General features: G+C 71.6%; 27 protein-coding genes and 1 riboswitch. Of the genes, 12 read left to right on the top strand and 15 right to left on the bottom strand.

Annotated features, from left to right (window positions below; genetic code table 11):
* Positions 1-40: 40 nt before the first annotated feature.
* A riboswitch (TPP riboswitch) is annotated at positions 41-152 on the top strand.
* The 6 genes from thiO (at position 150) to ACYF6T_RS32455 (ending at position 5,816) form a co-directional block, all read left to right on the top strand.
* Positions 150-1,304, top strand: coding sequence for a glycine oxidase ThiO (thiO, locus tag ACYF6T_RS32480; protein ID WP_461700958.1), 1,155 nt, complete (start codon positions 150-152; stop codon positions 1,302-1,304). Its footprint overlaps the riboswitch before it by 3 nt.
* Entirely contained in the window at positions 1,301-1,513 is a 213-nt protein-coding gene (thiS, locus tag ACYF6T_RS32475; protein ID WP_461700957.1) for a sulfur carrier protein ThiS, read from the top strand. Before thiO ends, thiS begins: the two co-directional genes overlap by 4 nt.
* Before the next feature lie 3 nt (positions 1,514-1,516).
* On the top strand, positions 1,517-2,314 hold the full coding sequence (locus ACYF6T_RS32470; protein ID WP_461700956.1) for a thiazole synthase: 798 nt from the start codon (positions 1,517-1,519) through the stop codon (positions 2,312-2,314).
* A 101-nt stretch (positions 2,315-2,415) separates the two neighbouring features.
* On the top strand, positions 2,416-4,341 hold the full coding sequence (pknB, locus tag ACYF6T_RS32465) for a Stk1 family PASTA domain-containing Ser/Thr kinase (RefSeq protein ID WP_461700955.1): 1,926 nt from the start codon (positions 2,416-2,418) through the stop codon (positions 4,339-4,341).
* 34 nt (positions 4,342-4,375) lie between these two features.
* The gene (locus ACYF6T_RS32460; RefSeq protein WP_461700953.1) at positions 4,376-5,245 is read left to right on the top strand and encodes a deoxyribonuclease IV; all 870 of its coding nucleotides are present in this window, start codon (positions 4,376-4,378) and stop codon (positions 5,243-5,245) included.
* A gap of 76 nt (positions 5,246-5,321) precedes the next feature.
* Positions 5,322-5,816: a DUF4396 domain-containing protein gene (locus ACYF6T_RS32455; protein ID WP_461700952.1), complete on the top strand. Its 495-nt coding sequence runs from the start codon at positions 5,322-5,324 to the stop codon at positions 5,814-5,816.
* Positions 5,817-5,837: 21 nt separating this feature from the next.
* Here the strand turns inward: ACYF6T_RS32455 and ACYF6T_RS32450 are convergent, their stop codons facing one another.
* Positions 5,838-6,479 (bottom strand): sulfite oxidase-like oxidoreductase, encoded by a 642-nt coding sequence (locus tag ACYF6T_RS32450; protein ID WP_461700951.1) that lies wholly within the window; start codon positions 6,477-6,479, stop codon positions 5,838-5,840.
* 156 nt (positions 6,480-6,635) lie between these two features.
* Here ACYF6T_RS32450 and bfr point away from each other — a divergent pair, with 156 nt between their 5' ends.
* Positions 6,636-7,115, top strand: a complete 480-nt coding sequence (gene bfr, locus ACYF6T_RS32445; protein ID WP_461700949.1) for a bacterioferritin — start codon at positions 6,636-6,638, stop codon at positions 7,113-7,115.
* On the opposite strand, the gene ACYF6T_RS32440 is transcribed toward bfr, so the two are convergent.
* Both ACYF6T_RS32440 and ACYF6T_RS32435 read right to left on the bottom strand, forming a co-directional pair.
* Positions 7,112-7,363, bottom strand: coding sequence for a (2Fe-2S)-binding protein (locus ACYF6T_RS32440; protein WP_461700948.1), 252 nt, complete (start codon positions 7,361-7,363; stop codon positions 7,112-7,114). The genes bfr and ACYF6T_RS32440 overlap by 4 nt on opposite strands.
* A gap of 149 nt (positions 7,364-7,512) precedes the next feature.
* Positions 7,513-8,865 carry a class II 3-deoxy-7-phosphoheptulonate synthase gene (locus tag ACYF6T_RS32435; RefSeq protein ID WP_461700947.1) on the bottom strand — a complete coding sequence of 451 codons (1,353 nt, stop codon included), beginning with the start codon at positions 8,863-8,865 and terminating at the stop codon, positions 7,513-7,515.
* Between the two features lie 96 nt (positions 8,866-8,961).
* Here ACYF6T_RS32435 and ACYF6T_RS32430 point away from each other — a divergent pair, with 96 nt between their 5' ends.
* Positions 8,962-9,018, top strand: coding sequence for a trp operon leader peptide (locus ACYF6T_RS32430; protein WP_076973970.1), 57 nt, complete (start codon positions 8,962-8,964; stop codon positions 9,016-9,018).
* A 98-nt stretch (positions 9,019-9,116) separates the two neighbouring features.
* Entirely contained in the window at positions 9,117-10,997 is a 1,881-nt protein-coding gene (locus ACYF6T_RS32425; protein WP_461700945.1) for an anthranilate synthase family protein, read from the top strand.
* Here ACYF6T_RS32425 and ACYF6T_RS32420 read toward each other — a convergent pair.
* The 5 genes from ACYF6T_RS32420 to ACYF6T_RS32400 all read right to left on the bottom strand — a co-directional run bounded on the left by ACYF6T_RS32420 (position 10,949) and on the right by ACYF6T_RS32400 (position 15,823).
* A complete protein-coding gene (locus ACYF6T_RS32420) occupies positions 10,949-11,944 on the bottom strand; it encodes a 2-hydroxyacid dehydrogenase (protein WP_461700944.1) in 996 nt (331 codons plus the stop codon). The two genes, ACYF6T_RS32425 and ACYF6T_RS32420, sit on opposite strands and share 49 nt — an antisense overlap.
* 64 nt (positions 11,945-12,008) lie before the next feature.
* Positions 12,009-13,037, bottom strand: a complete 1,029-nt coding sequence (locus ACYF6T_RS32415; protein WP_461700942.1) for a 6-phosphofructokinase — start codon at positions 13,035-13,037, stop codon at positions 12,009-12,011.
* A 108-nt stretch (positions 13,038-13,145) separates the two neighbouring features.
* A complete protein-coding gene (locus tag ACYF6T_RS32410; protein WP_461700941.1) occupies positions 13,146-13,823 on the bottom strand; it encodes a response regulator in 678 nt (225 codons plus the stop codon).
* Positions 13,820-15,028, bottom strand: coding sequence for a MacS family sensor histidine kinase (macS, locus tag ACYF6T_RS32405; protein WP_461700940.1), 1,209 nt, complete (start codon positions 15,026-15,028; stop codon positions 13,820-13,822). The genes ACYF6T_RS32410 and macS overlap by 4 nt, the downstream gene beginning before the upstream one ends.
* 24 nt (positions 15,029-15,052) lie before the next feature.
* Positions 15,053-15,823 carry a lysophospholipid acyltransferase family protein gene (locus ACYF6T_RS32400; RefSeq protein ID WP_461700938.1) on the bottom strand — a complete coding sequence of 257 codons (771 nt, stop codon included), beginning with the start codon at positions 15,821-15,823 and terminating at the stop codon, positions 15,053-15,055.
* A gap of 170 nt (positions 15,824-15,993) precedes the next feature.
* Between ACYF6T_RS32400 and ACYF6T_RS32395 the strand changes: the two genes are divergently transcribed.
* Both ACYF6T_RS32395 and ACYF6T_RS32390 read left to right on the top strand, forming a co-directional pair.
* The gene (locus ACYF6T_RS32395; protein ID WP_461700937.1) at positions 15,994-16,773 is read left to right on the top strand and encodes an alpha/beta hydrolase; all 780 of its coding nucleotides are present in this window, start codon (positions 15,994-15,996) and stop codon (positions 16,771-16,773) included.
* Entirely contained in the window at positions 16,766-17,389 is a 624-nt protein-coding gene (locus tag ACYF6T_RS32390) for a hypothetical protein (RefSeq protein WP_461700936.1), read from the top strand. Before ACYF6T_RS32395 ends, ACYF6T_RS32390 begins: the two co-directional genes overlap by 8 nt.
* A gap of 10 nt (positions 17,390-17,399) precedes the next feature.
* Here ACYF6T_RS32390 and ACYF6T_RS32385 read toward each other — a convergent pair whose 3' ends face one another.
* The 6 genes from ACYF6T_RS32385 to ACYF6T_RS32360 all read right to left on the bottom strand — a co-directional run bounded on the left by ACYF6T_RS32385 (position 17,400) and on the right by ACYF6T_RS32360 (position 22,307).
* Positions 17,400-18,107, bottom strand: coding sequence for an endonuclease/exonuclease/phosphatase family protein (locus tag ACYF6T_RS32385; protein WP_461700935.1), 708 nt, complete (start codon positions 18,105-18,107; stop codon positions 17,400-17,402).
* Positions 18,108-18,193: 86 nt separating this feature from the next.
* Complete coding sequence (locus ACYF6T_RS32380) at positions 18,194-19,147, bottom strand: ROK family glucokinase (protein WP_461700934.1); 954 nt, start codon at positions 19,145-19,147, stop codon at positions 18,194-18,196.
* Between the two features lie 55 nt (positions 19,148-19,202).
* On the bottom strand, positions 19,203-19,712 hold the full coding sequence (locus ACYF6T_RS32375) for a DUF5304 domain-containing protein (protein WP_461700933.1): 510 nt from the start codon (positions 19,710-19,712) through the stop codon (positions 19,203-19,205).
* A gap of 57 nt (positions 19,713-19,769) precedes the next feature.
* Entirely contained in the window at positions 19,770-20,927 is a 1,158-nt protein-coding gene (locus ACYF6T_RS32370) for an ArsA family ATPase (protein ID WP_461700931.1), read from the bottom strand.
* 55 nt (positions 20,928-20,982) lie between these two features.
* A complete protein-coding gene (locus ACYF6T_RS32365; RefSeq protein ID WP_461700930.1) occupies positions 20,983-21,426 on the bottom strand; it encodes an SRPBCC family protein in 444 nt (147 codons plus the stop codon).
* An 83-nt stretch (positions 21,427-21,509) separates the two neighbouring features.
* The gene (locus tag ACYF6T_RS32360; protein WP_461700929.1) at positions 21,510-22,307 is read right to left on the bottom strand and encodes a metallophosphoesterase family protein; all 798 of its coding nucleotides are present in this window, start codon (positions 22,305-22,307) and stop codon (positions 21,510-21,512) included.
* A 298-nt stretch (positions 22,308-22,605) separates the two neighbouring features.
* Here ACYF6T_RS32360 and ACYF6T_RS32355 point away from each other — a divergent pair, with 298 nt between their 5' ends.
* A complete protein-coding gene (locus tag ACYF6T_RS32355; RefSeq protein WP_461700928.1) occupies positions 22,606-24,402 on the top strand; it encodes an AMP-dependent synthetase/ligase in 1,797 nt (598 codons plus the stop codon).
* A 13-nt stretch (positions 24,403-24,415) separates the two neighbouring features.
* Here ACYF6T_RS32355 and ACYF6T_RS32350 read toward each other — a convergent pair whose 3' ends face one another.
* Positions 24,416-26,035 carry a GMC oxidoreductase gene (locus ACYF6T_RS32350; protein ID WP_461701006.1) on the bottom strand — a complete coding sequence of 540 codons (1,620 nt, stop codon included), beginning with the start codon at positions 26,033-26,035 and terminating at the stop codon, positions 24,416-24,418.
* Positions 26,036-26,081: the final 46 nt, after the last annotated feature.

Here is a 26,081-nt window from a genome sequence, read left to right as displayed (position 1 = left end):
CTTACCGGCGCGCGCGGGCTCGGGCTAGGGTGGCCGACGTACACGCACTCGCGGGAGCCCGGACGCACCGGGCTGAGAGGGAGGCTGGCGGCCTCCGACCGTACGAACCTGATCCGGGTCATGCCGGCGAAGGGAGGGGCTGGACGCCCATGTCGTCACGTACGTCAGACGTCCTCGTCATCGGGGGCGGAATCATCGGGCTGGTCACGGCCTGGCGGGCCGCGCAGCGCGGTCTGGCCACGGCCGTCGTGGACCCCGAGCCGGGCGGCGGGGCCGCCCAGGTGGCCGCCGGGATGCTGGCCGCGGTCACGGAGCTGTACCACGGCGAGCAGACACTGCTCGGCCTGAACCTGGCCTCGGCCCACCGCTATCCGGACTTCGCGGCCGAGCTCACCGACCTCACCGGCCACGACCTCGGCTACCGCCGCTGCGGCACGCTCGCCGTCGCCCTCGACGCCGACGACCGCGCCCACCTGCGCGAACTGCACGCCCTGCAACGGGAGTCGGGGCTGGAGTCGGAGTGGCTGTCGGGGCGCGAGTGCCGGCGCCTTGAGCCGATGCTCGCGCCCGGCGTGCGCGGGGGGCTCAGAGTCGACGGCGACCACCAGATCGATCCCCGGCGGCTGGCAGGCGCACTGGTCGCGGCGTGCGAGCGGGCGGGCGTGGTCTTCCACCGCACCTGGGCCGAGCGCTTCCGGGTCGCGGGCGACCGGGCCGCCGGCATCACCACGAGCGACGGCACCGAGCTGGGCGCGGGCCAGGTGGTGCTGGCGGCCGGCAGTCTCAGCGGGCGGCTGCCGGGCGTGCCGGACGACGTGCTGCCGCCCGTGCGGCCGGTGAAGGGGCAGGTGCTGCGGCTGACCGTGCCGAAGCGCCACGCGCCCTTCCTGAGCCGTACCGTGCGGGCCGTGGTGCGCGGCGGCAGCGTCTACCTGGTGCCGCGCGAGAGCGGCGAGCTGGTGATCGGCGCGACCAGCGAGGAGCTCGGCTGGGACACGACGGTCACCGCGGGCGGGGTGTACGAGCTGCTGCGCGACGCGCACGAGCTGGTCCCCGGGCTGACCGAGCTGCCGCTGACCGAGACGCGCGCGGGACTGCGCCCCGGCTCCCCCGACAACGCCCCGCTGCTCGGCCCCACCCAGCTCCCCGGGCTCCTGCTGGCGACCGGCCACCACCGCAACGGCGTGCTGCTCACGCCGGTCACCGGCGACGTCCTGGCGCACGCCCTGACCACCGGTGAACTGCCGGAGGAGGCCCGCCCGTTCACCCCGAAGCGCTTCACGCTCACGGAGCAGCCCGCATGAACGTCCCCGTCACCATCTCCGTCAACGGGGAGCGGCGCGAGATCGCCCCCGGCACAGTTCTCGAGGCCGTCGTCCGCGCCCTCGCCCCGGCCCCCTCCGGAGTGGCCGCCGCCCTCAACGAAACCGTCGTCCCGCGCGCGCAGTGGCCGTCGACGCCCCTGACCGAGGGCGACCGCGTCGAGGTCCTCACCGCCGTCCAAGGAGGCTGACCCATGGCCGACGACCCCTTCGTCCTCGGCGGTACGTCCTTCACGTCCCGTCTGATCATGGGCACCGGCGGTGCCCCGAGCCTGGAGGTGCTGGAGCGCGCGCTGGTCGCCTCCGGCACGGAGCTGACCACGGTCGCGATGCGCCGGGTGGACCCGTCGGTGCACGGCTCCGTGCTGTCGGTGCTGACCCGGCTCGGCATCCGGGTGCTGCCCAACACGGCCGGCTGCTTCACCGCCGGCGAGGCGGTGCTCACGGCCCGCCTGGCGCGCGAGGCGCTCGGCACGGACCTGGTCAAGCTGGAGGTCATCGCCGACGAGCGCACCCTCCTGCCCGACCCGGTCGAGCTGCTCGACGCCGCGGAGACCCTGGTCGACGACGGCTTCACCGTGCTGCCGTACACGAACGACGACCCGGTGCTCGCCCGGAAGCTGGAGGACGTCGGCTGCGCGGCGATCATGCCGCTCGGCTCGCCCATCGGCTCCGGTCTGGGCATCCGCAATCCGCACAACTTCCAGCTGATCGTCGAGCACGCGCGCGTGCCGGTGATCCTGGACGCGGGCGCCGGCACCGCCTCGGACGCGGCGCTGGCGATGGAGCTGGGGTGCGCGGGCGTGATGCTCGCCTCGGCGGTGACGCGGGCGCGGCAGCCGCAGCTGATGGCGGAGGCGATGCGGCACGCGGTGGAGGCGGGCCGGCTGGCGTACCGGGCGGGCCGGATCCCGCGCCGGCACTTCGCCCAGGCGTCCTCGCCCACCGAGGGCCGGGCCGACCTGGACCCAGAGCGGCCCGCGTTCCGGTGAGCGCTTTCGGGGTGTGCGAAGCGTCACAGGTCGGCTGCAGTCCCGACCCGATCCGCCCGTGAACCACGGTCGTGTCAGTCGCTGCTCGTACACTCACCTGCGTGGATACGACCCTTCAGGACCCTTTGGTCGGGCAGGTGCTCGACGGGCGCTATCGCGTGGACGCGCGGATCGCGGTCGGCGGCATGGCCACGGTCTACCGGGCCCTGGACACCCGCCTGGACCGGGTCCTCGCGCTCAAGGTGATGCACCCGACGCTCGCGGCCGACGGCACCTTCGTCGAGCGGTTCATCCGGGAGGCGAAGTCGGTCGCGCGCCTGGCGCATCCGAACGTGGTGCAGGTCTTCGACCAGGGCACCGACGGGTCGTACGTCTACCTGGCCATGGAGTACGTCGCCGGCTGCACCCTGCGCGACGTGCTGCGCGAGCGCGGGGCGCTGCAACCGCGCGCCGCCCTGGACATCTTGGAGCCGGTGCTCGCGGCGCTGGGCGCGGCGCACCGCGCCGGGTTCGTGCACCGGGACATGAAGCCGGAGAACGTCCTCATAGGGGACGACGGCCGGGTGAAGGTCGCCGACTTCGGTCTGGTGCGCTCCGTGGACACGGTCACCAACACCACCGGCGCGGTCCTGGGCACGGTCTCCTACCTGGCGCCCGAGCAGATCGAGCACGGCACGGCCGACCCGCGGGTGGACGTGTACGCGTGCGGTGTCGTGCTGTACGAGATGCTGACCGGCGACCGGCCGCACGAGGGCGACTCCCCCGCCGCGATCCTCTACAAGCACCTGCACGAGGACGTCCCGCCGCCCTCGGCGGTGGTGCCGGGGCTGCCGTACGAGCTGGACGAGCTGGTCGCCTCCGGGACCGCCCGCACCCCCGAGGTGCGCCCGCACGACGCGGTGGCGTTCCTGGCGCAGGTCCGCGAGGCGCGCGGCACGCTGGGCGCGGACGAGCTGGACGCGCTGCCGCCGCGGGCGGTGGACGCCGGGCACCGGGACATCTCCGAGGACCGTACGAGCGTCATCCCGCGCTCGCTCACGGTCCCCCGCCTCCTCCCGGTCGACGAGGACGAGCCCCCGCTGCACCAGACCAGCCGCCTGGAGTCGCCCCCGCCGCCGCCGCCGCGCCGCCGTTCGCGCGCGCCCCGGCGCGGCCCGCTCGCGATCGTGGTCGCCGTCCTGCTGGTGCTCGGCGTCGGCACGGGCGTGTGGTACATCAACTCGGGCCAGTTCACCAAGGTCCCGCCGGTGCTGGCGAAGACGCAGACGCAGGCCACGCAGCAGCTGCAGAAGGCCGGGCTGGACCTCGGTTCGGTCCGGCACGCCTACAGCGACACCGTGCCCCGGGGCGCGGTGATCAGCTCCGACCCGGCGCCGGGCACCCGGATCCGGGACAACGCCTCCGTGTCGCTGACCGTCTCCGACGGCCCGGAGACCGTGCGCGTGCCCGACGTGACGGGTGACGGGCTGGCCCAGGCCCGGACCCGGCTGAAGCAGCAGGGGCTGGAACCGGGCATGGTGACCCGGGAGTTCAGCGACGACGTCCCCAAGGGCTCCGTGATCTCCACCGACCCGGCGGCGGGCACCAAGCGGCACGCCGGTTCGGCGATCGCGCTGACCGTCAGCAAGGGCAGCCCGGTGGACGTCCCGGACGTCACGGGCGAGGACCTGGCCGATGCCAGGGCCGACCTGGAGGAGCAGGGCCTGACGGTGAAGGTGGCCGCACAGCGGGTCAACTCCGAGTACGACGCGGGCCAGGTCGCCGCGCAGACGCCGGCGGCCGACAGCCAGGCGGCCGAAGGCGACACGGTGACGCTGACGCTCTCCAAGGGCCCGGAGATGATCGAGGTCCCGGACGTGGTCGGCGACAGCGTGGACGAGGCGCACCAGGAGCTGGAGGGGGCCGGGTTCAAGGTCGACGAGGACCGCGGTCTGCTGGGCCTGTTCGGCGACACGGTCAAGGGCCAGTCGGTGAAGGGCGGCAGGGCCGCGCCGAAGGGGTCGACGATCACGATCAAGATCCGGTGACCGGGCGGTTCGCGGGGCATGACACCCTGAATCGGTGAAGAACCAGCAGTCCCGCAACCCCGTCGGCGGGCATGTGCCCGTGGCCGGCGGTCTGCACTCCGTCGGTCTGTCCTACGCCCGTGACCTCGGCGCCGAGGCGGTGCAGGTCTTCGTCGCCAATCCGCGCGGCTGGGCCACGCCCGCCGGGAATCCCCGGCAGGACGAGGCGTTCCGGGCGGTGTGCGAGGCCGAGTCGATCCCGGCGTACGTGCATGCCCCGTACCTGATCAACTTCGGCTCGCACACCGAGGCGACCGTGGAGAGGTCGGTGGAGTCGCTGCGGCACTCCCTGCGGCGGGGGCGGGAGATCGGGGCGCTCGGCGTGGTCGTGCACACCGGCAGCGCGACCGGAGGGCGGGAGCGGTCGGTGGCCCTGCGGCAGGTGCGCGAGCGTCTGCTGCCGCTGCTGGACGAGCTCACGCACGACGACGACCCGTTCCTGCTGCTGGAGTCGACGGCCGGGCAGGGGGCCTCGCTGTGCTCGCGGACCTGGGACTTCGGGCCCTACTTCGAGGCGCTGGACGCCCACCCGAAGCTCGGGGTCTGCCTGGACACCTGCCACGTCTTCGCCGCCGGGCACGACCTGACCGGCCCGGCCGGCATGCACCAGACGCTGGACCTGCTGGTGGACACGGTCGGCGCGGGCCGGCTGAAGCTGGTCCACGCCAACGACTCCAAGGACGTCGTCGGCGCGCACAAGGACCGGCACGAGAACATCGGCGCCGGCCACATCGGCGAGGACCCGTTCCGCGCGCTGATGACCCATCCCGCGACCGAGGGCGTCCCGCTGGTCATCGAGACGCCCGGCGGCAAGGAGGGACACGCGGCGGACGTGGAGCGGCTGAAGAAACTGCGGGACGGATAACCCGCACGGGAATACCCCCAGGGGGTATACGGTTCCTGTCTGGTACAGGAACCGTCACCTGGCATTGGGGGCACACATGCAGCACGAGACGCACGTGGACCGGCACCACACGCACGGACACGAGCACCATCACGCCGCGGCCACCTGGTCCATGGCCGCCCAGGCCACCCTGCACTGCCTCACCGGGTGCGCCATCGGCGAGGTGCTCGGCATGGTGATCGGCACCGCGCTGGGCTGGGGCAACCTCCCGACCACCGTCCTGGCGATCGTCCTGGCCTTCTTCTTCGGCTACTCGCTCACCCTGCGCGGGGTGCTGAAGGCGGGGGTCGGCTTCCGGGCCGCCTTCCGGGTGGCGCTGGCCGCGGACACCCTGTCCATCGCCGTGATGGAGCTCATCGACAACGGCGTGATCGTGCTGTGGCCGGACGCCATGGACGCCACCCTGGGCGACCTGCTGTTCTGGGGCTCGCTGGTGATCTCGCTGGTGATCGCCTTCGTGGTCACCACGCCCGTCAACAAGTGGATGATCGGCCGCGGCAAGGGCCACGCGGTGGTGCACCAGTACCACTGAGGCGGCGAGGGAGACCGGGAGTCAGAGCTCGGGGCCCTCCCCGGGCTCCTCCTGGTAGGAGTAGCGCTGCTCCTTCCACGGGTCGCCGATGTTGTGATAGCCGCGCTCCTCCCAGAAGCCGCGGCGGTCGGCGGTCATGTACTCCACGCCGCGCACCCACTTGGGGCCCTTCCAGGCGTAGAGGTGGGGGACGACGAGGCGGAGCGGGAAGCCGTGCTCGGCGGTCAGCAGCTCGCCGTCCTTGTGGGTGGCGAAGAGGGTGCGCTCGGAGGCGAAGTCCGACAGGCGCAGGTTGGAGCTGAAGCCGTACTCGGCCCAGACCATCACATGGGTGACGGTCGGCGCGGGCGGGGCCAGCTCCAGGATCGTACGGGCCGGGATGCCGCCCCATTCGGCGCCGAGCATGCTGAACTTCGTCACGCAGTGCAGATCGGCGACGACGGTGGTGTACGGCAGGGCCGTGAACTCCTCGTGGGTCCAGCAGTGCTTCTCGCCGTCCGCGGTGGCGCCGAAGACCCGGAACTCCCAGCGCTCGGGCCGGAACTTGGGCACCGGCCCGTAGTGCGTGACCGGCCAGCCGCGCTGCAGGCGCTGTCCCGGCGGCAGATCGGGGTGCACGGATTCTCCGGTTTCTCCTGATCCACGTTCCACCGGCTGACCCATGACTCCATCCTGACAGACCCGAAGCAGTGCCCATGACCACGCTTGTCCCGATTCGGGCAACTCCTACTAAGCGTGAACTTACTGGACGGCCTGATGCGCCAGTGCAATCATGCGGCGCAACCTGCCAGTCCCCCCGGTGTGGAAGGAGCCTCTGCGATGCAGGGCGACCCCGAGGTCATCGAGTTCCTCAACGAGCAGCTCACCGGCGAGCTGACCGCGATCAACCAGTACTTCCTGCACGCGAAGATGCAGGAGAACTTCGGTTGGACGAAGCTCGCGAAGTACACCCGGCACGAGTCGTTCGACGAGATGAAGCACGCGGAGGTGCTGACCGACCGGATCCTCTTCCTGGAGGGGCTGCCCAACTACCAGCGGCTGTTCCACGTGCGGGTGGGCCAGACCGTCAGGGAGATGTTCGAGGCCGACCGGCAGATCGAGGTCGAGGCGATCGACCGGCTGCGGCGCGGCATCAAGGTCATGCGGGACAAGGGCGACATCACGTCCGCGAACATCTTCGAGGACATCCTCGCCGACGAGGAGCACCACATCGACTACCTCGACACCCAGCTGGAACTGGTGGACAAGCTCGGCGAGGCGCTCTACATCGCACAGCTCATCGAACAGCCGGAGAGCTAGGCGGCCTCGTCGAGTGTCGCCAGGTCGGCGACCGGTGCGAGTACCGGGCTGCCCTGTTCGGCGAGTTCGCGGCGCGGGCAGGCTCCGCGGCCCAGCAGGGCCTGGATGCGGCGTACGCACGAACCGCAGTCCGTGCCCGCCTTGCAGGCGGACGCTATCTGGCGAGGGGTGCAGGCGCCGTCCTCCGCGTGCTGCTTGACCTGCTGCTCGGTGATGCCGAAGCAACTGCAGACGTACACGCGGTTCACCTCCCGCCGGGATCGATAGGGGGTGCCGTCCCGATTGATCGGTGAGGCAAACCTAACCTTACCCGTCGTCCGAGGGCCGCAAAAGTGGAGCGGGGCGCGGATCGTATGTGATCCGCGCCCCATTCACGCCCCTGTAACAGGCGACCCCGTCACTGGTCCCTGTACATCTCCGCCACGAGGAACGCCAGGTCCAGCGACTGGCTGCGGTTCAGCCGGGGGTCGCAGGCCGTCTCGTAGCGCTGGTGCAGGTCGTCGACGAAGATCTCGTCGCCGCCGCCCACGCACTCGGTGACGTCGTCGCCGGTGAGCTCCACGTGGATGCCGCCCGGATGGGTGCCGAGGCTCTTGTGGACCTCGAAGAAGCCCTTGACCTCGTCCAGCACGTCGTCGAAGCGGCGGGTCTTGTGCCCGGAGGCCGCCTCGAAGGTGTTGCCGTGCATCGGGTCGGTCACCCAGGCCACGGTCGCACCGGAGGCGGTGACCTTCTCGACCAGCTCGGGCAGCTTGTCACGGACCTTGTCGGCGCCCATGCGGACGATGAAGGTCAGCCGGCCCGGCTCCCGGTCGGGGTCGAGGCGCTCGATGTACTGCAGCGCGTCCTCGGCCGTCGTGGTCGGGCCGAGCTTGATGCCGATCGGGTTGCGGATCCTGGAGGCGAACTCGATGTGCGCGTGGTCCAGCTGCCGGGTGCGCTCGCCGATCCACACCATGTGCGCGGAGACGTCGTACAGCTGCCCGGTGCGCGAGTCGACACGGGTGAGCGCGGACTCGTAGTCGAGCAGCAGCGCCTCGTGCGAGGAGTAGAACTCGACGGTCTTGAACTCCTCCGGGTCGGCCCCGCAGGCGTGCATGAAGTTCAGCGCGTTGTCGATCTCGCGGGCGAGCTGCTCGTAGCGCTGGCCGGACGGGGACGACTTCACGAAGTCCTGGTTCCAGGCGTGCACCTGGCGCAGGTCGGCGTAGCCGCCGGTGGTGAAGGCGCGCACCAGGTTCAGCGTGGAGGCGGAGGCGTGGTACATCCGCTTCAGCCGCTCCGGGTCCGGCACGCGCGCGGCCTCGGTGAACTCGAAGCCGTTGACGGAGTCGCCGCGGTAGGTCGGCAGCGTCACGCCGTCGCGCGTCTCGGTCGGCTTGGAGCGCGGCTTGGAGTACTGGCCGGCGATCCGGCCGACCTTGACCACCGGCACCGAGGCGGCGTACGTCAGCACGGCGCCCATCTGGAGCAGCGTCTTGAGCTTGTTGCGGATGTGGTCCGCGGACACCGCGTCGAAGGCCTCGGCGCAGTCGCCGCCCTGGAGGAGGAACGCCTCTCCCTTGGCGACGGCCGCCATCCGGGCGCGCAGCTGGTCGCACTCGCCCGCGAAGACGAGCGGCGGATACGACTCCAGCTCCGCGACGACTGCGCGCAGAGCCTCGGGGTCGGGGTACTCGGGCTGCTGCGCCGCGGGCAGGTCTCGCCAGGTGTTGCCAGCGGAGGCGCTGGTCTTAGCGTTCACGGTCACGTCCTCAACATTACGGGGTCGTGTCGTGGCTCCCGCGCCATGCCCAGCAAATGAGACACGGGATACGCGGTACGGACATGGGGTAGGGTGCCTGGCATGTTCGCGCACTCGATCCAGAACTGGTGGTGGACCGCTCATCCGGCGGCCCACTGACTGCGCGTACGCACGACTGACTTCGCGAAGGCCGCCCGAGGGGCGGCCTTCGGTGTGTTCGGGCCCGGCCGTTCCTCCCAGTGAGAAGGACACGGACCATGCAGCTGCTCGACCTGCTCGACGATCCCCGCCCGTTCGCCCTGCTGCGCCGCCGCACGCCGGGGCACGACGAGAACACGGTGGAGGTGTTCCTGGGCCCGGTCCGCACCTGCGAGACCCTCGCCGGCCTCCCCGACGAGGGGCTCGCCCTGGTGCCCTTCCGGCAGATCCGCGAACGCGGCTTCGACGTCCGCGACGACGGCACCCCGCTCGCGGTCCTGACCCCCGAGGAGTCCTACGAGATCCCGCTCGCCGCGGCCCTGGAGCAGCTCCCGGCGCACCCGGTGCGCGTGGAGCGCGGCGGCTTCGACGTCGACGACGAGGAGTACGGCGAGATCGTCGGGCGCGTGCTGCGCGAGGAGATCGGACGGGGCGAGGGCGCCAACTTCGTGATCCGGCGGACGTACGAGGGTGAGATCCCGGGGTTCTCCCGCGCCGACGCGCTCGCGCTGTTCCGGCGGCTGCTGGCGGGCGAGCGGGGCGCGTACTGGACCTTCGTCGTGCACACGGGCACACGCACGCTGGTCGGCGCCAGCCCCGAGGTGCACGTGCGGATGTCCGGCGGCACGGTCGTGATGAACCCGATCAGCGGCACGTACCGCTACCCCGCCGAGGGCCCCACCCCCGAGCACCTGCTCGGCTTCCTCGCCGACGGCAAGGAGATCGAGGAGCTGTCGATGGTGGTCGACGAGGAGCTCAAGATGATGTGCACCGTCGGCGACATGGGCGGGGTCGTGATCGGCCCGCGCCTGAAGGAGATGGCCCATCTCGCGCACACCGAGTACGAGTTGCGCGGGAAGTCCTCGCTGGACGTGCGGGAGGTGCTGAAGGAGACGATGTTCGCCGCCACCGTCACCGGCTCCCCGGTGCAGAACGCCTGCCGGGTCATCGAGCGGCACGAGACCGGCGGACGCGGCTACTACGCGGGCGCCCTGGCGCTGCTCGGCCGCGACCCGGGCGGCGCCCAGACCCTCGACTCCCCCATCCTCATCCGCACCGCCGACATCGACGCCGACGGCCGCCTGCGCGTTCCGGTCGGTGCCACCCTGGTGCGCGGCTCGGACCCGGCGGGCGAGGTCGCGGAGACGCACGCGAAGGCCGCGGGCGTGCTGGCGGCCCTGGGCGTGCGCCCGGCCCGGCCGCGCGGGGAGCACACGCGCGTGCGGCTCGCCGACGACCCGCGCGTGCGTGCCGCCCTCGACGGCCGCCGCGCCTCGCTCGCGCCGTTCTGGCTGCGGATGCAGGAGCGGTCCTGCGACCTCCAGGGGCACGCCTTCGTGGTCGACGGCGAGGACACCTTCACGGCGATGCTCGCGCACGTGCTGCGCGCCGGCGGCCTGGAGGTGACCGTGCGGCGCTACGACGAGGAGGGCCTGCGGGAGGCGGTGCTCGCGCACGAGGGTCCCGTCGTCCTGGGCCCCGGCCCCGGCGACCCGTCCGACCTGGGCGATCCGAAGATGCGGTTCCTCAGGGAGCTGACCGCGCGGGTCGTCCGGGAGCACCGGCACGGGGTGCTCGGCGTCTGCCTGGGCCACGAGCTGATCGCGGCCGAGCTGGGGCTGGAGATCGTCCGCAAGGAGGTGCCCCACCAGGGCGCGCAGACGGTGATCGACCTGTTCGGGCGGACCGAGACCGTCGGCTTCTACAACAGCTTCGTGGCGCGCTGCGACGACGAGGTGGCCGAGGAGCTCGCCGCGCACGGCATCGAGGTGAGCCGGGCCGCCACCACGGAGGTCCACGCCGTCAGGGGCCCGGGCTTCGCCGGCGTGCAGTTCCACCCGGAGTCGGTCCTCACCCTCGACGGCGCCGCGATCGTCCGGGAGCTGGTGGCTCAGCTGCGCGGCACCAGCACGTTCCCCGAGCGGCGGCCGGCCTTGTAGTCGAGGACGTTCTTCACGGTGGCCTCGATGATCTGACCGACGGCGTCCTCGGTGTAGTACGCCTGGTGCGAGGTGACCAGGACGTTCGGGAAGGTGACCAGGCGGGCCAGCGTGTCGTCCGCGATGGCCTGCAGGGACTTGTCCAGGAAGAACAGGCCCGCCTCCGCCTCGTACACGTCCAGGCCGACACCCGTGAAGCGGCCCTCGCGCAGTTCGGCGACGAGGGCCGCGGTGTCGATCAGGCCGCCGCGGCTGGAGTTGACCAGGATCGCGTCGTCCCGCATCGCCTTCAGGGCGGCGGCGTCGATCAGGTGCTGCGTCTCGGGCATCAGCGGGACGTGCAGGGTGACCAGGTCGGACTCGGCGAGGAGCTGCTCCTTGGGCACGTACTTCATGCCGAGTTCCACACAGGCGGGGTTCTCGGCGACGTCCCAGCCCAGCAGCCGCATGCCGAAGCCGTGCGCGATCCGGGTGAACGCCTCGCCGATCTTGCCGGTGCCCAGGACGCCGGCGGTGCGGCCGTGCATGTCGCGGCCCATCAGCCCGTCGAGGCGGAAGTCGAAGTCGCGAGTGCGGGTGGAGGCGCGCACGATACGGCGGTTGACCGCCATGGCGAGGGTCCAGGCGAACTCGGCGACCGAGTACGGGGAGTAGTGCGAGACGCGGGCCACCGTCATGCCGAGCCGTTCGGCGACCTTGAGGTCGATGTTGTTGAAGCCGGTGGAACGCTGGGCGATCATCTGCGTGCCGCCGACGGCGAGGGTCTGCAGGACCCGGTTGCCGAGACCGCAGTTGACGCTGGTGCAGATCACCTCGTAGCCGGCGGCGATGGGGGCGGTGTCCTCGTTGAGGAAGACGTCGAGACAGCGGATCTCGTGCTGCCCCGCGAAGGCCCGCTCCAGGAGGGGCTTCTCGTCCGCCTGCACTCCGAAGGCCAGGATTTCCACGAAACGGCTCCCGTTCTGGTGGGTTATGGGCCGAATATACGGCCCACAACCCCAGGGTGCCGGATCAGCCGAAGAAGACGCCGACCTCTTCGTACAGCTTCGGATCCACCGTCTTCAGTTTCGCCGTCGCCTCGTGGATCGGGACCCGGACGATGTCCGTGCCGCGCAGGGCGACCATCTTGCCGAAGTCGCCCTCGCGGACGGCGTCGATGGCGTGCAGGCCGAAGCGGGTGGCGAGCCAGCGGTCGAAGGCGCTGGGCGTGCCGCCGCGCTGGATGTGGCCCAGCACGGTGGTGCGGGCCTCCTTGCCGGTGCGCTTCTCGATCTCCTTGGCCAGCCACTCCCCGACGCCGGACAGCCGGACGTGCCCGAAGGAGTCCAGCGACTCGTCCTTGAGGACCACGTCACCGTCCTTGGGCATGGCGCCCTCGGCGACGACCACGATGGGGGCGTACGAGGCCTTGAAGCGGGAGGTGATCCAGGCGCACACCTGCTCCAGGTCGAAGCGCTGCTCCGGGATGAGGATGACGTTGGCGCCGCCGGCCAGCCCGGAGTGCAGGGCGATCCAGCCGGCGTGCCGGCCCATCACCTCGCAGACCAGGACGCGCATGTGGGACTCGGCGGTGGTGTGCAGGCGGTCGATGGCCTCGGTGGCGATGCCGACCGCGGTGTCGAAGCCGAAGGTGTAGTCGGTCGCCGACAGGTCGTTGTCGATAGTCTTCGGCACGCCGACGCACGGCACGCCGTACTCGTCGGACAGCCGGGCGGCGACGCCGAGGGTGTCCTCGCCGCCGATGGTGATGAGCGCCTCCACCTCCTGCTTGGCGAGGTTGTCCTTGATGCGCCGGATGCCGTTCTCCTGCTTGAGGGGGTTGGTGCGCGAGGAGCCGAGGATGGTGCCGCCGCGGGGCAGGATGCCACGCACGGCGGGGATGTCGAGGGGGACGGTGTCGCCTTCGAGCGGACCGCGCCAGCCGTCCCGGTAGCCGACGAAGTCGTAGCCGTACTCCTGCACGCCCTTGCGGACGATGCCCCGGATGACGGCGTTGAGCCCGGGGCAGTCGCCGCCTCCGGTCAGTACTCCGACCCGCATGGAAATGTCCCTTCGCCGCGGTTGCCTGGTGCAGCCACGCTAATGGTGATCCAGGTCACACAGGGATGGGTCGGAGCGGCAATTCCGGTGAATCACCGGGCGGTTGGTTTACTCGTCGTCAAGTCCGCGTTCTATGGCGTACCGGACGAGCTCCACCCGGTTGTGCAGCTGGAGCTTGCCGAGGGTGTTCTGGACGTGGTTCTGGACCGTGCGGTGGGAGATGACCAGGCGTTCGGCGATCTGCTTGTAGCTCAGTCCCTTGGCGACCAGCCGCAGCACCTCCGTCTCACGGTCGGTCAGCTGCGGGGCCCTCGGCTCGTCGGCGCCCGGCGCCGGGGCGGGCTCGGAGGCCAGGCGGCGGTACTCGCCGAGGACGAGACCGGCCAGGCCCGGCGTGAACACCGGGTCGCCGACGGCCGTACGGCGCACCGCGTCCAGCAGCTCCTCGGTCGAGGCCGACTTCAGCAGGTAGCCGGTCGCGCCCGACTTCACGGCCTCCAGGACGTCGGCGTGCTCGCCGCTGGCCGACAGCACCAGCACGCGCAACGCCGGGTTGTGGCCGACGAGTTCCTTGCACACCTGGACGCCGGGCTTGGCCGGCAGGTTCAGGTCGAGGACGAGGACGTCGGGGGCGGCGGCCTTGGCGCGGCGCACGGCCTGGTCGCCGTCGCCCGCGGTGGCCACCACCTCGAAGCCGGACTCGGTCAGGTCGCGGGCGACGGCGTCGCGCCACATGGGATGGTCGTCGACCACCATGACCTTGATCGGGCCCTGCCGCTCGCTCATCGATGCCCCGCCTTCTGGTTCTTCGGTACCTTCAGCTCGACTTCCGTGCCCTGCCCCGGCGTCGAGACCAGCTCGGCGCTGCCGCCGAGGTCGCGCAGCCGGCCGCGGATCGACTGGGCCACCCCGAGCCGCCCCTCGCCCTCGGCCTGGTCGAGCCGCCCCTCGGGGATGCCGGGTCCGTCGTCCCGTACGGTCACCACGACCTCGTCGGGCTCGTCCTCCACGAGGATCCACGCGCGCGCGTCCTGGCCGGCGTGCTGGCGGACGTTGTCCAGGGCGGCCCCGACGGCCGAGGCCAGCTCCCGCGCGGCGGCCGGCGGCAGCGGCACGGGCGCGCCGGGCTCGGCGAGGCTGACCCGGGCGGCCGCGTACGGGGCGAGCAGGGCCCGCAGATCGACGGGACCGTCGTCCGCCGGCTCCTCGACGGCCCGTACGACCGCGCCCTCGGCCGCGTCCTCGGACGCCCGCGAGAGGGGCACCAGGCCGCCGGAGACCAGCGTGCGCAGCGCGACCTCCTGCTCACCCGCCATCCGGCCGAGCTCGGCCGCCTCGCCGCCGAGCACCGCGCCCCGGCGCTGCACCATCGCCAGCACCTGTAGGACGCTGTCGTGGATGTCCCGGGCGAGCCGCTCCCGCTCCCTGGTCGCCGCCTCGATCTCCAGGGCGCGGGCGAGGGTGCGCTCGGAGGCCCGGGCGACCTCGACGACGTAGCCGATGGCGATGGAGGCGACCCAGACCAGGATCACGTTGTGCACGGTGTCGCGGGCCGGGGCGCCCCGCTCGATGAGGTTGGCGACCGCGACCGGCGTGGAGGCGAAGGCGGCCCAGCGCCAGCCGCCCTTGATGGCGTACGCGAGGACCGAGCCGGCGGTCCATATGGAGGGCAGCGTGGGGCCGCCGCTCTGGATGTGCTGGTCGTTGACGGCCAGCGGGGTCAGCAGGATGCCGGTCAGGGCGATGGAGAGGTCGACGGCGAGGAAGCGCTTGGTGCAGGCGGCCGCGTTCTGGACGCGGGGCAGGGTGGCGAGCGTCCACACGAACAGGACGGCGTAGTAGCCGACGGCGATGCCCGCGTGGTCGTACTCGTCGTACGCCGTGGCGAACAGGCCGACCGCGTACAGCATGGTCAGCACCCGGTAGGCGGTGAGCGCGCGCCACAGCGGCTGCTCGACCGACATCCTCATGACACGCTCGCGCTCGGGCATGCCCCCACCCCCTCGCCCGACAGCCTAGGCCCCGGACTTCTCCTTCTTGGCCTGTTCCCGGGCCTGTTCCTTCGCGTGCTCCTTCTCGGCCTTCGCCGCGTCGGCGATCCGCCGCTTGGCGGCCGTCGCGTACATGTCGACGTACTCCTGGCCGGAGAGCTTCATGATCTCGTACATGACCTCGTCGGTCACCGCGCGCAGCACGAACCGGTCGTGCTCCATGCCCTGGTAGCGGCTGAAGTCCAGGGCCCTGCCGATGCGGATGCCGGGCCGCATGAGCTTCGGCATCACCTTGCCCGGCGGCTGGATCTTCTCCGTGTCGATCATGGCGACCGGGACGACCGGGGCGCCGGTGGCGAGCGCCACGCGCGCCAGACCGCCGGGCTTGCCGCGGTAGAGCCGGCCGTCGGGCGAGCGCGTGCCCTCCGGGTAGATCCCGAACAGCTCGCCGCGCTCCAGCACCTCGATGCCGCTCTTGACCGCCGCCTCGCCCGCGCCGCGCGCGCCGGAGCGGTCCACCGGGAGCTGGCCGACGCCCTTGAAGAAGGCGGCCGTCAGGCGGCCCTTGACGCCGGGGGTGGTGAAGTACTCCGCCTTGGCGATGAAGGTGACCTTGCGGTCCAGCACCGCCGGCAGGAAGAAGGAGTCGGAGAAGGAGAGGTGGTTGCTGGCCAGGATCGCGGGACCCTCGGCCGGGACGTTCTCCAGTCCCTCCACCCAGGGCCTGAAGGTGACCTTCAGCGGTCCCCCGATAGCCACCTTCATCGCGCCGTACAACAACCCAGTGCCTCCCATGTCCGTCGATCAGACCTTAACCCGGAGCGCCGTCAAAGGCGCCGACGACCCTGGTCGGTGTCAGTGCGGTCGCGTACGGTGAGGCTCCTGGGCTTCACGCGGTTCTCATGAACGTCACTCTCACGACCGTCTCTCACGATCCGTCCCTCTCACGAACAGGAGACCGAAAGGTGCCGGTCCTTCCTGGAGCCGAGCCGTACCGCCACGAAGGCGGGGAGGTCGGGGTCCTCCTCTGCCACGGCTTCACCGGTTCCCCCCAGTCGCTGCGCCCCTGGGCGGAGTACCTGGCCGCCCGCGGCCTGACCGTCTCGCTGCCGCTGCTGCCCGGGCACGGCACCCGCTGGGAGGACATGCAGCTCACCGGCTGGCAGGACTGGTACGCGGAGGTGGACCGCGAGCTGCGCGCCCTCACCGAGCGCTGCTCCCCGGTGTTCGTGGCCGGGCTGTCCATGGGCGGCTCGCTGGCCCTGCGGCTGGCCGCCAAGCACGGGGACGCCGTCGCCGGTGTGGTGGTCGTCAACCCGGCGAACAAGGTGCACGGCCTGTCGGCGTACGCCCTCCCCGTGGCCCGGCACCTCGTGCGCACGACGAAGGGCATCGCCAGCGACATCGCCAAGCCCGGCGCCGCCGAGGTGGGCTACGACCGGGTGCCGCTGCACGCGGCCCACTCCCTGCGCACCTTCTTCCGCCGGGTCGACGGTGAGCTGCCGCAGGTCACCCAGCCACTGCTGGTGCTGCGCAGCGCCGAGGACCATGTCGTGCCGGCGGTCGACTCCGCGCGCGTGTTGAGCCGGGTGTCCTCCACGGACGTACGGGAGGTCGTGCTGGAACAGAGCCACCACGTCGCGACGTTGGACTACGACGCGGACCGGATCTTCGAGGAGAGCCTCGCGTTCATCGGCCGGCTCGCACCCAGTCTCGGCAAAGAAGGGACGGCCGCAGGTGGCTGAGCACGACTCCGACCGGGAGGACCGCGAGCCGGACGAGCAGGGTGTGCCGTTCGACGAGGAGGCCGCCTGGGCCGCGATCGTCGCCGGGTACGGCGAGGAGCCGCCGGACCCGCCGGGCACCAAGCCGTTCAAGTCGATCGAGGACCTGGCCCTGCTGGAGTCCTTCGAGACGAACGACGAGAAGACGGCCGACGGCAAGACCGGCGACGGCAAGGCGGACGACGGGAACGCCGGCGACGCGCCGCCGAAGCCGGGCAGGACGAAGCCGGCCAAGCCGCTGGGCGGCTCGGTCTCCTTCGCGCCGGGCGTGGGCCCGCGGGACTACACCGCCCCCGAGCCCTCCGAGGACGACTTCGACGAGGACGACGAGGGCCACTTCGTGCCGCCGGAGCCGCCGCCGCTGCCCACCGCCGACACGACCGCGAAGTTCGCCTGGCTGGCGGTGGTCGGCGGCCCGGTCCTGCTGCTGCTCGCCGTGGTCCTGGGCTGGGACATGACCTGGTGGCTGGCGACGCTGGGCATCGGCGGCTTCCTCGGCGGCTTCGCCACGCTGGTGATGCGGATGCGCACGGACGACGAGGACGAGGGCGACCCGGGGCGGGGCGCGGTCGTCTGACCGACGGGTGCTAGGCGGCGGGTACGTCGAGGGTGGCCAGGACCGGGAGGTGGTCCGTGGCCGCTCCCAGGTCCGCCGGCGTGATGCCCGGCTGGTCGAGGGGGACTCCGCAGCCGAGCACCTTGATGCCCTTCGTGGCGAAGATCGCGTCGATACGGCGGTGGGGCTCGTCGCGGGTCCAGGTGTGCTCGCCGCCCGCGGGGGCCACGGCCCAGCAGTCCTGGAGGCCGGCCGCGATCCGGGTGAAGGCGGCGCCGTCCGGGCGGTCGTTGAGGTCGCCGCCGGCGATCGCGTGCTCCACACCCAGGCCGGCCAGCCGGTCCAGGAGCATGCCCGCCTGGTCGTAGCGCTCGTCCTTGTGCAGGCTGAGGTGGCAGGACAGGACGCCCACGCGGGCGCCGCCGACGCGGACCACGGCGGTGGCGAAACCGCGGCGGTGCTGTCCCGGGGTGAGGGGGAGCAGGACGTCCTCGGTGCGCTCGACGGTGACGCGGAGGTCGCAGAGGATGGCGGGGCCCGCGGCGGTGCCGCCGCCGGTGAGGATGACGAGGTCCGTCGCACTGGCCAGGCGGGCCAGCTTCTTGCGCCAGCGGAAGAAGCGGGGGGCTTCCTGGATCAGGACCAGGTCGGGGGCGCAGGCCGTGATGACCCGGGCGAGCGCGGCTGTGTCGTCCCGCATCGAGCGGATGTTGTAGCTCAGGACTCTGACGAGGGCCATGTGGATCAATGTACGCCCAGGAGCCCGGGGCGCGAGGCGTGCACGGGCACGGCCCCGCGCCCCTGAAGGCGTCCACGGCACGTCGGCTACATGATCGGGTCGGGCTCCCGCGCCAGGTCCGCCGCGCCCACCAGGCCCGCCTTGTTGCCCAGTTGGGCGGCGATGACGTCGGCCACGGGGCGCCAGTTGCCGCCCACCAGCCAGCGCTTGTAGGACTTGCGGATCGGGTCGAGGACCAGCTCGCCCTCGTCGGAGAGTCCGCCGCCGACGATGAAGGCGGAGGGGTCGAAGAGCGAGGCGAGGTCGGCGAGGCCGGCGCCGACCCAGCGGGCCAGCTCGCGGTAGGAGTCGACGGCCACCGGGTCGCCCTGGCGGGCGGCGATGGAGATGTGCTTGCCCTCGATGCCGTCGGGGGTGCCGTCGCCGAGCGCGAGCAGGGTGTCGGCCCGCTCGGGGGTGGCGTTGGCGCGCTGCTTGGCGTATCTGACGAGGGCGCGCCCGGAGGCGTACTGCTCCCAGCAGCCCTGCGAGCCGCAGCCGCACAGCAGCCCGTCCGGGACCATCCGGATGTGGCCGAACTCGGCGGCGACGCCGAAGTGGCCGCGGCGCAGCTTGTTGCCGATGATGATGCCGCCGCCCAGGCCGGTGCCGAGCGTGATGCAGATGACGTTGCGGTGGCCCTTGCCGGCGCCGAACTTGTACTCGCCCCACGCGGCCGCGTTGGCGTCGTTCTCCACGACGACCGGGAGGCCGACGCGGCCCTCGACCTTCTCCTTCAGCGGCTCCTGGCGCCAGTCGATGTTCGGCGCGAAGTACACCATGGAGCGCTGCCGGTTGACGTAACCGGCGGCACCGATGCCCACGCCGACGATCTCGTGCCCGGCGCGTGCGCCCTCGACGGCGGAGGCGATGGCGTCCACGATGCCGTCGGGCGTGCCCGGGGTCGGCACCTTGAAGGTCGAGAGGATGTTGCCTTCCTCGTCGACCACGCCGGCCGCGATCTTCGTGCCGCCGATGTCGACGCCGATGGTGAGTCCCATGAATCCCTCAGTTTCGGTCGAGCCCCGCTACGGCCAACCGTACCCGAGGGGGCCGTCAGTCCAAGTCGATGCGTTCGCCGGGGCCGGTGCCCTCGTCCTTGTCCCGGCCCTCGCCGCGCCCCTCGCCACGGCCCTCGTCCAGGTCCCTGGTGCGGGTGGTCCAGCGCTGTTCCTGGGCCTGGACCGCGGAGCGGTACGCGGCGAGGAGTTCGCCGCCGGCCGCGGCCAGGTGGTCGAAGACGTCCGGGTTGCGCTCGATGACCGGCTCGACGGCGGCCTTCGCCTGCTGCACGACCTGCCGGACCACCTGCTGGGCGGCCGGCCCCGCGACCGCGCCGAGCAGCGGCGACTGGAACGACGACAGCTTCTCCGACACCGCGTCGACGAGCTTGCGCAGTTCCTCGGCGGCCGAGCCCGCGGGCGGGCCGTACTGGGCGCGGCGGCGGGCCTTCTCCGCCGCGAGGTCCTCGGCGCACGCCGTCGCCCAGGCGTCGGCGTCGGTGGCCCGCACCTCGTCGACGGCCTCGCGGTCACCGGCATCCGACGGGGGGAGCTCTTCGCTCATGACGGACTCCTGACTACGGTTCGTCCCTACGACGTTACCCGAATGGGCGTACGTCGTTCACGGCCTGTCGGGCCAGAGATCCGGATCCGGCGTGAACCGGATGCGCAGCTCGCCCTCGCGCAGTCCGGCCCCGTCGACGGTGCAGCGGCGCAGGGCCGAGGGCAGGGGCACGATCCGGCGGAACGGGCCCGCCGCGAGGACGAGTTCGTCGCCGCGCCGGATCAGGTCGAGGTCGTCGCGCAGGGCGCCGGGCAGCGGGAGGTGCCAGACGAGGACGCCGTCGTCGGCGAGCCGGTCGGTGACGGGCCACTCGACGGTGGAGGTCGCGCCGTTGACGCCGGGGACGGGCAGGGCGGCGAGGTCGTCGGTGCCGCGCGGGTCGCGGCCGAGGTGGGGGACGGCGAGGACGTCGTACGACTCCCGCCACTCCTCCAGGGTCTTGCGCTGCTGGGCGACGAGGGGGGCCGGCCAGTCCTCCGGTACGGCGCGGCTGGCGAGCAGGACGTCGGGGCGCAGTCCGCGCAGGGCGAGGCCGAGGGCGGCGGTGCGCACGGCGTCGGCGCCGGCCGGTCCGGGTTCGGCGACCAGCCGTACGACGGTGCCGGGGTCGGCGAGGACGGCCTCGACGGCGGCCAGTTCGGTGTCCCAGCGGGCGGCGGTCTCGTACAGCCACTCCGAGGGCATGGGCACGCCGGCCAGCCGTCCCAGGACCGGGCGCAGGGCGCGGGCCGCCTGCCGTTCGGGCGGCAGGAGCCGGCGCAGGTAGCGGCGCAGTTCCTCGGGCAGCGAGAGCAGGGCGAGGGCCTGCGGGACGGGCGGCAGGTCGACGACGAGCACGTCGAACCGCTCCGACAGCACGGCGTCCCGCACCGCCCGCAGCACGGTCAGTTCCTCGGCCCCGGGAAGCGGTGTGACCTCCTCCGCGTCCAGTCGCGCGGCCCCGAGAAGGTCCAGCACGTTGGCGGCGCGCTCCTGGAAGGCGGCGAGGTCGTCGCGGAACCCGGCGGCGGCGTCGGGGCGCCAGGCGACGAGATGGGCGGCGGCCTCGACGGGGGCACCGCCCGTCGCGGTCCCCAGCACGGCGCCGAGCGTGTCCGTGCGGTCGGCGCTGAGGACGAGGGTGCGGTGGCCCTCGCGGGCGGCGGCGAGGGCGGTGGCGGCCGCGACGGTCGTACGGCCGGCCCCGCCGGGCCCGGTGATCAGGAGGGTGCGCATGAGGGTGAACGGTACCTTCGTGCGCTTGTCCCAAACGCCGCCGCTGCTTCTCCCCCTACTTCTCCCCGGACTCCACCCGCTTCTTCAGTCCGGCCAGCGCCCGGTCGATGATGACCTTCTCGGCCTTGCGCTTGATCATCCCGAGCATCGGGATCTTGACGTCCACGGTCAGCTGGTAGGTGACCTCGGTGGCCTTCTCGCCCGCCGGCTTCAGCAGGTACGAGCCGTCCAGGGAGCGCAGCATCTGGGACTTCACCAGCGTCCAGGACACCTCGTTGTCCCCGGTCCAGGTGTAGCCCAGCACCTGGTCGTCCTTGATCGCCCCCGCGTCCATCACGAGCCGCACCTGCTCGGCCCGCCCGGCGGCGTCCGTGGTCAGCACCTCGGCCTGCTTCACCTCGCCCGTCCAGTCCGGGTAGCGGGCGAAGTCGGCGATCACGGCCATGACGTCGGCCGGCGCAGCTTCGATCGTGATGCTCGAACTGGTGTGTTCCGCCATCGCCGTGGCTCCTCCAGGTACGGTCCGGTGAGGAAGGGTGGTACGCACGTCTGTGCAGCGTGAAGGCTACCGCGCGGGCGGGGTCACCACTGAAGCGCCCATGGCTTGCCGGTTCCCGCGAAGTGCCCCACGTTCACGCACTCCGTCGCCCCGATCCGCATCCTGCGCACCAGCGGCTGGTGGACGTGGCCGAAGAGCGCGTACCGGGGCCGCGTCCGCCGGATCGTCTCCAGCAGTGCCACGCTCCCCCGCTCGAAGCGCCGCGCCACGGTGTCGTACACCAGCTCCGGCACCTCCGGCGGGATGTGCGTGCACAGCACGTCGACCTCGCCGACCGCTTCGAGCTTCGCCGCGTACTCCTCGTCGCTGATCTCGTACGGCGTCCGCATCGGCGACTTCAGGCCGCCGCCGACGAAGCCGAAGGTCCAGCCGCCGATCTCGACGCGCTCGCCGTCGAGCACGGTGGTGCCCGGCCCGGCGTACTCCGGCCACAGCGGCGGCATGTCGACATTGCCGTAGGTGGCGTACGTCGGCGTCGGGAACGCGGCGAACATCTCGGCGTACTGTCTGCGCACCGCCTTCTCGATGGCCGCCGCCCGGTCCGTGCCGATGCCGCCCCACAGCCGGGCCCCGAACTCCCGCGCCTCCTCGTAGCGGCGGGCGGTGCGCAGCTCCACGATGCGGTCGGCGTTCTCCTTGCCGAACAGGTCGGGGAAGATGCCGCGCGAGTGGTCGGCGTAGTCGAGGAAGAGGACCAGGTCGCCCAGGCAGATCAGGGCGTCCGCGCCCTCGCCGGCGCGGGCCAGGTCGCGGGCGTTGCCGTGCACGTCACTGACCACGTGAACGCGGTGCCTTCGGTTTCCGGCCGGTGTGGGTGCCATGACGATCAAGGGTAGGCGTGTGCGGCAAACGTGAACAGTGCCGTCGGGACCTGCGGTTACTGGCCAGTCAGGAAGGGGGTGGACTACCGTACGCGAAGGAACACCCATCTGTGTGACGCAGCGAACATCTCGCCGGGACCCCCTGTCGAAGAAGCCATACCGGCGGGTAACGTCCGGGCAGTCCAGTCGTGCTCGGAATTTCAACCAGCGAGGTTGCCCGGGCACCTGCCCGAGCCTTGGACCGCACCGTCGCATCACACAACGTCGTGGCGCCGGCGCCCTATGAGGAGCAGCAGTCTTGCGCGAGTTCAGCCTTCCGGCTTTGTACGAGGTCCCTGCGGACGGCAATCTGACCGACATCGTCCGCAGAAACGCCGCGCAGCATCCCGACGTCGCCGTCATCGCCCGCAAGGTGGGCGGCACCTGGCAGGACGTGACGGCGCGGGCCTTCCTGGCCGAGGTGCACGCCGCCGCCAAGGGCTTCATCGCCGCCGGCGTCCAGCCGGGCGACCGGGTCGGCCTGATGTCCCGCACGCGCTACGAGTGGACGCTGCTGGACTTCGCGATCTGGAGCGCGGGCGCGATCACCGTGCCGGTGTACGAGACCAGCTCGCCGGAGCAGGTGGAGTGGATCCTGAGCGACTCGGGCGCCACGGCGTGCGTCGTGGAGCTCGGCAACCACGCCGCCGCCGTCGAGTCGGTGCGGGACCGGCTGCCCGCCCTCAAGCACGTCTGGCAGATCGAGGCGGGCGCGCTGGAGGAGCTGCGCGACCTCGGCGGGGACGTCACCGACGCGATGGTCGAGGACCGCAGCTCGCTGGCGAAGGCCGACGACCCGGCGACCATCGTCTACACGTCCGGCACCACCGGCCGGCCCAAGGGCTGTGTGCTCACCCACCGCAGCTTCTTCGCGGAGTGCGGGAACATCGTGGAGCGGCTGCGTCCGCTGTTCAGGACCGGCGAGTGCTCCGTCCTGCTCTTCCTCCCGCTGGCCCACGTCTTCGGCCGTCTGGTGCAGATCGCGCCGATGATGGCCCCGATCAAGCTGGGCAACGTCCCGGACATCAAGAACCTCACCGACGAACTGGCCGCCTACCGGCCGACGTTGATCCTGGGCGTCCCGCGGGTCTTCGAGAAGGTCTACAACTCGGCGCGCGCCAAGGCGCAGGCGGACGGCAAGGGCAGGATCTTCGACAAGGCGGCGGACACCGCGATCGCGTACAGCAAGGCGCTGGACACCCCCTCGGGCCCGTCGCTGGGCCTGAAGATCAAGCACCGGACGTTCGACAAGCTCGTCTACAGCAAGCTGCGCGCGGTGCTCGGCGGCCGGGGCGAGTACGCCATCTCCGGCGGCGCCCCGCTGGGCGAGCGCCTGGGCCACTTCTTCCGCGGCATCGGCTTCACGGTGCTGGAGGGCTACGGCCTGACCGAGTCCTGCGCGGCGACCGCGTTCAACCCCTGGGACCGGCAGAAGATCGGCACGGTCGGCCAGCCGCTGCCCGGCTCGGTGATCCGGATCGCGGACGACGGCGAGGTGCTGCTGCACGGCGAGCACCTGTTCAAGGGGTACTGGAACAACGAGGCGGCGACCGCGGAGGCGCTGGCCGACGGCTGGTTCCACACCGGTGACATCGGCACCCTCGACGAGGACGGCTACCTGCGGATCACCGGCCGGAAGAAGGAGATCATCGTCACCGCGGGCGGCAAGAACGTCGCCCCGGCCGTGATCGAGGACCGCATCCGGGCGCACGCGCTGGTCGCGGAGTGCATGGTGGTCGGTGACGGGCGGCCGTTCGTGGGCGCGCTGGTCACCATCGACGAGGAGTTCCTGGGCCGCTGGTGCGCGGAGCACGGCAAGCCGGCGGGTTCCACCGCGGCGTCGCTGCGTCAGGACCCGGATCTGATCGCGGCGATCCAGGCGGCGGTCGACGACGGCAACGCCGCGGTGTCGAAGGCGGAATCGGTGCGGAAGTTCCGCATTCTGTCCTCCCAGTTCACGGAGGAGTCGGGCCACCTGACGCCGTCGCTGAAGCTGAAGCGGAACGTGGTGGCGAAGGACTACGCGGACGAGATCGAGGCCATCTACCGGAAGTAGACGGCGCGGCGGCTCAGGTGTCCTCGGCGAGGACCCGTGCCATCGTGCGTTCGGCGAGCGCGGTGATGGTGACGAACGGGTTCACCCCGATGGATCCGGGCACGAGCGAGCCGTCGGTGACGTACAGCTTCGGGTACCCCTTCACCCGGCCGTAGTCGTCGGTCGCCTTGCCCAGCACGCAGCCGCCCAGCGGGTGGTAGCAGAAGTCGTCGGCGAAGACCTTGCCGGACGACCCGAACAGGTCGTAGCGGTAGATGGTGGCGTTGGCCGCGTTGATCCGGTCGAACAGCTTCTTGGCCATGGCCACCGAGACCGCGCTCTGGGCCGCCGTCCAGCCCAGCTTGACCCCGCCGGTGGCGGAGTCGTACGTGAAGCTCGCCCGTTCCGGGTTCTTGGTGATCGCCAGGTAGAGGCTGACCCAGGTCTCGAAGCCGATGGGCAGCGGGGCGATCTCGGCGAAGACCGGGTTGTCGGTGTTGGCCCAGTCGTCGATGCCCATCACGGGCATGGTCGACTGGTTGGCGCCGGTGGTGTCCCAGATGTGGTTGGCGCGCCCCAGCATGGTGTTGCCGTTGGTGCCCCAGCCCGCGCCCACGCTGGAGTTCAGCGCGGGCAGCGCGCCCGTCTCCCGCGCCCGGACGAGCAGTTCGGTGGTGCCGAGGCTGCCGCCGCCGAGGAAGAGGTACGTGCAGCTGTACTGCTTGGTCGCGACGACCGCGCCGGTGGTGTCGATGCGGTCGGCGGTCAGCAGCCAGCTCCCGTCGCCCGCCCGGCTGATGGCCTTCACCCGCTCCAGGGTGTTGATGGTGACGTTCCCGGTGCCGAGCGCGGAGGCCAGGTAGGTCTTGTCCAGGCTGCGCTTGCCGTAGTTGTTGCCGTAGATGACCTCCTGTGCGAGTGCGGACCTGGTCGCCGTGCCGGCCGCCTCGCGCTGCATGTAGCCGAAGTCGTAGACGTTGGGCACGAAGGTGGTCTTCAGTCCGGTGTTGCCGGCGGCCTTCCGGGAGGTCCGGGTGAACTGGTACCACTCGGTCGACTCGAACCAGCTCGCGTCGATCGTGTTGACGCCGAGCATGGAGCGGGCGCGCGGGAAGTACGTGCCGTACATCTCCGTCGCGTCCACGGTGGGGAACTGCTCGGTGAAGTACGACTGGAGCGGGGTGACCGCCATGCCGCCGTTGACCAGGGAGCCGCCGCCGACGCCGCGGCCGACGTAGACGGACATGGCGTCGTAGTGGACGCGGTCGAGGACGCCGGGGTACGGGGTGATGTCCTTGTTGACGACGTCCAGCCACAGGAAGGTGGCCAGCGGGGCCTCGGTGCGGGAGCGGAACCACATGGAGCGCTGGTCCGGGTTGGCGGTGTTGCAGAACACCTTGCCGTCGGCGCCGGGGGTGTTCCACAGCCGGCCCATCTCCAGCACCAGGGTGCGGATGCCGGCCTGGCCGAGGCGGAGGGCGGCGACGGCGCCGCCGTAGCCCGAACCGACCACGATCGCGGGGGCGTTGTCGACGGCGGCCGCCTCCTCGGCGGCGTGGGCGGACTGGAGACCGATGCGGGTGAGACCGGCCGCTGCGGCGGTCTGGAGGGCTGCCATGCCCAGGATTTGACGTCTCGTCAGCTGACGCTGCATCAGTTTTGCTGTCATGCGCGCAGCATGGGCGGATTATCGGGTTCCG

Source organism: Streptomyces sp. 7R007, from assembly GCF_054850255.1.
This window is presented reverse-complemented; position numbering and strand designations above follow the sequence as displayed.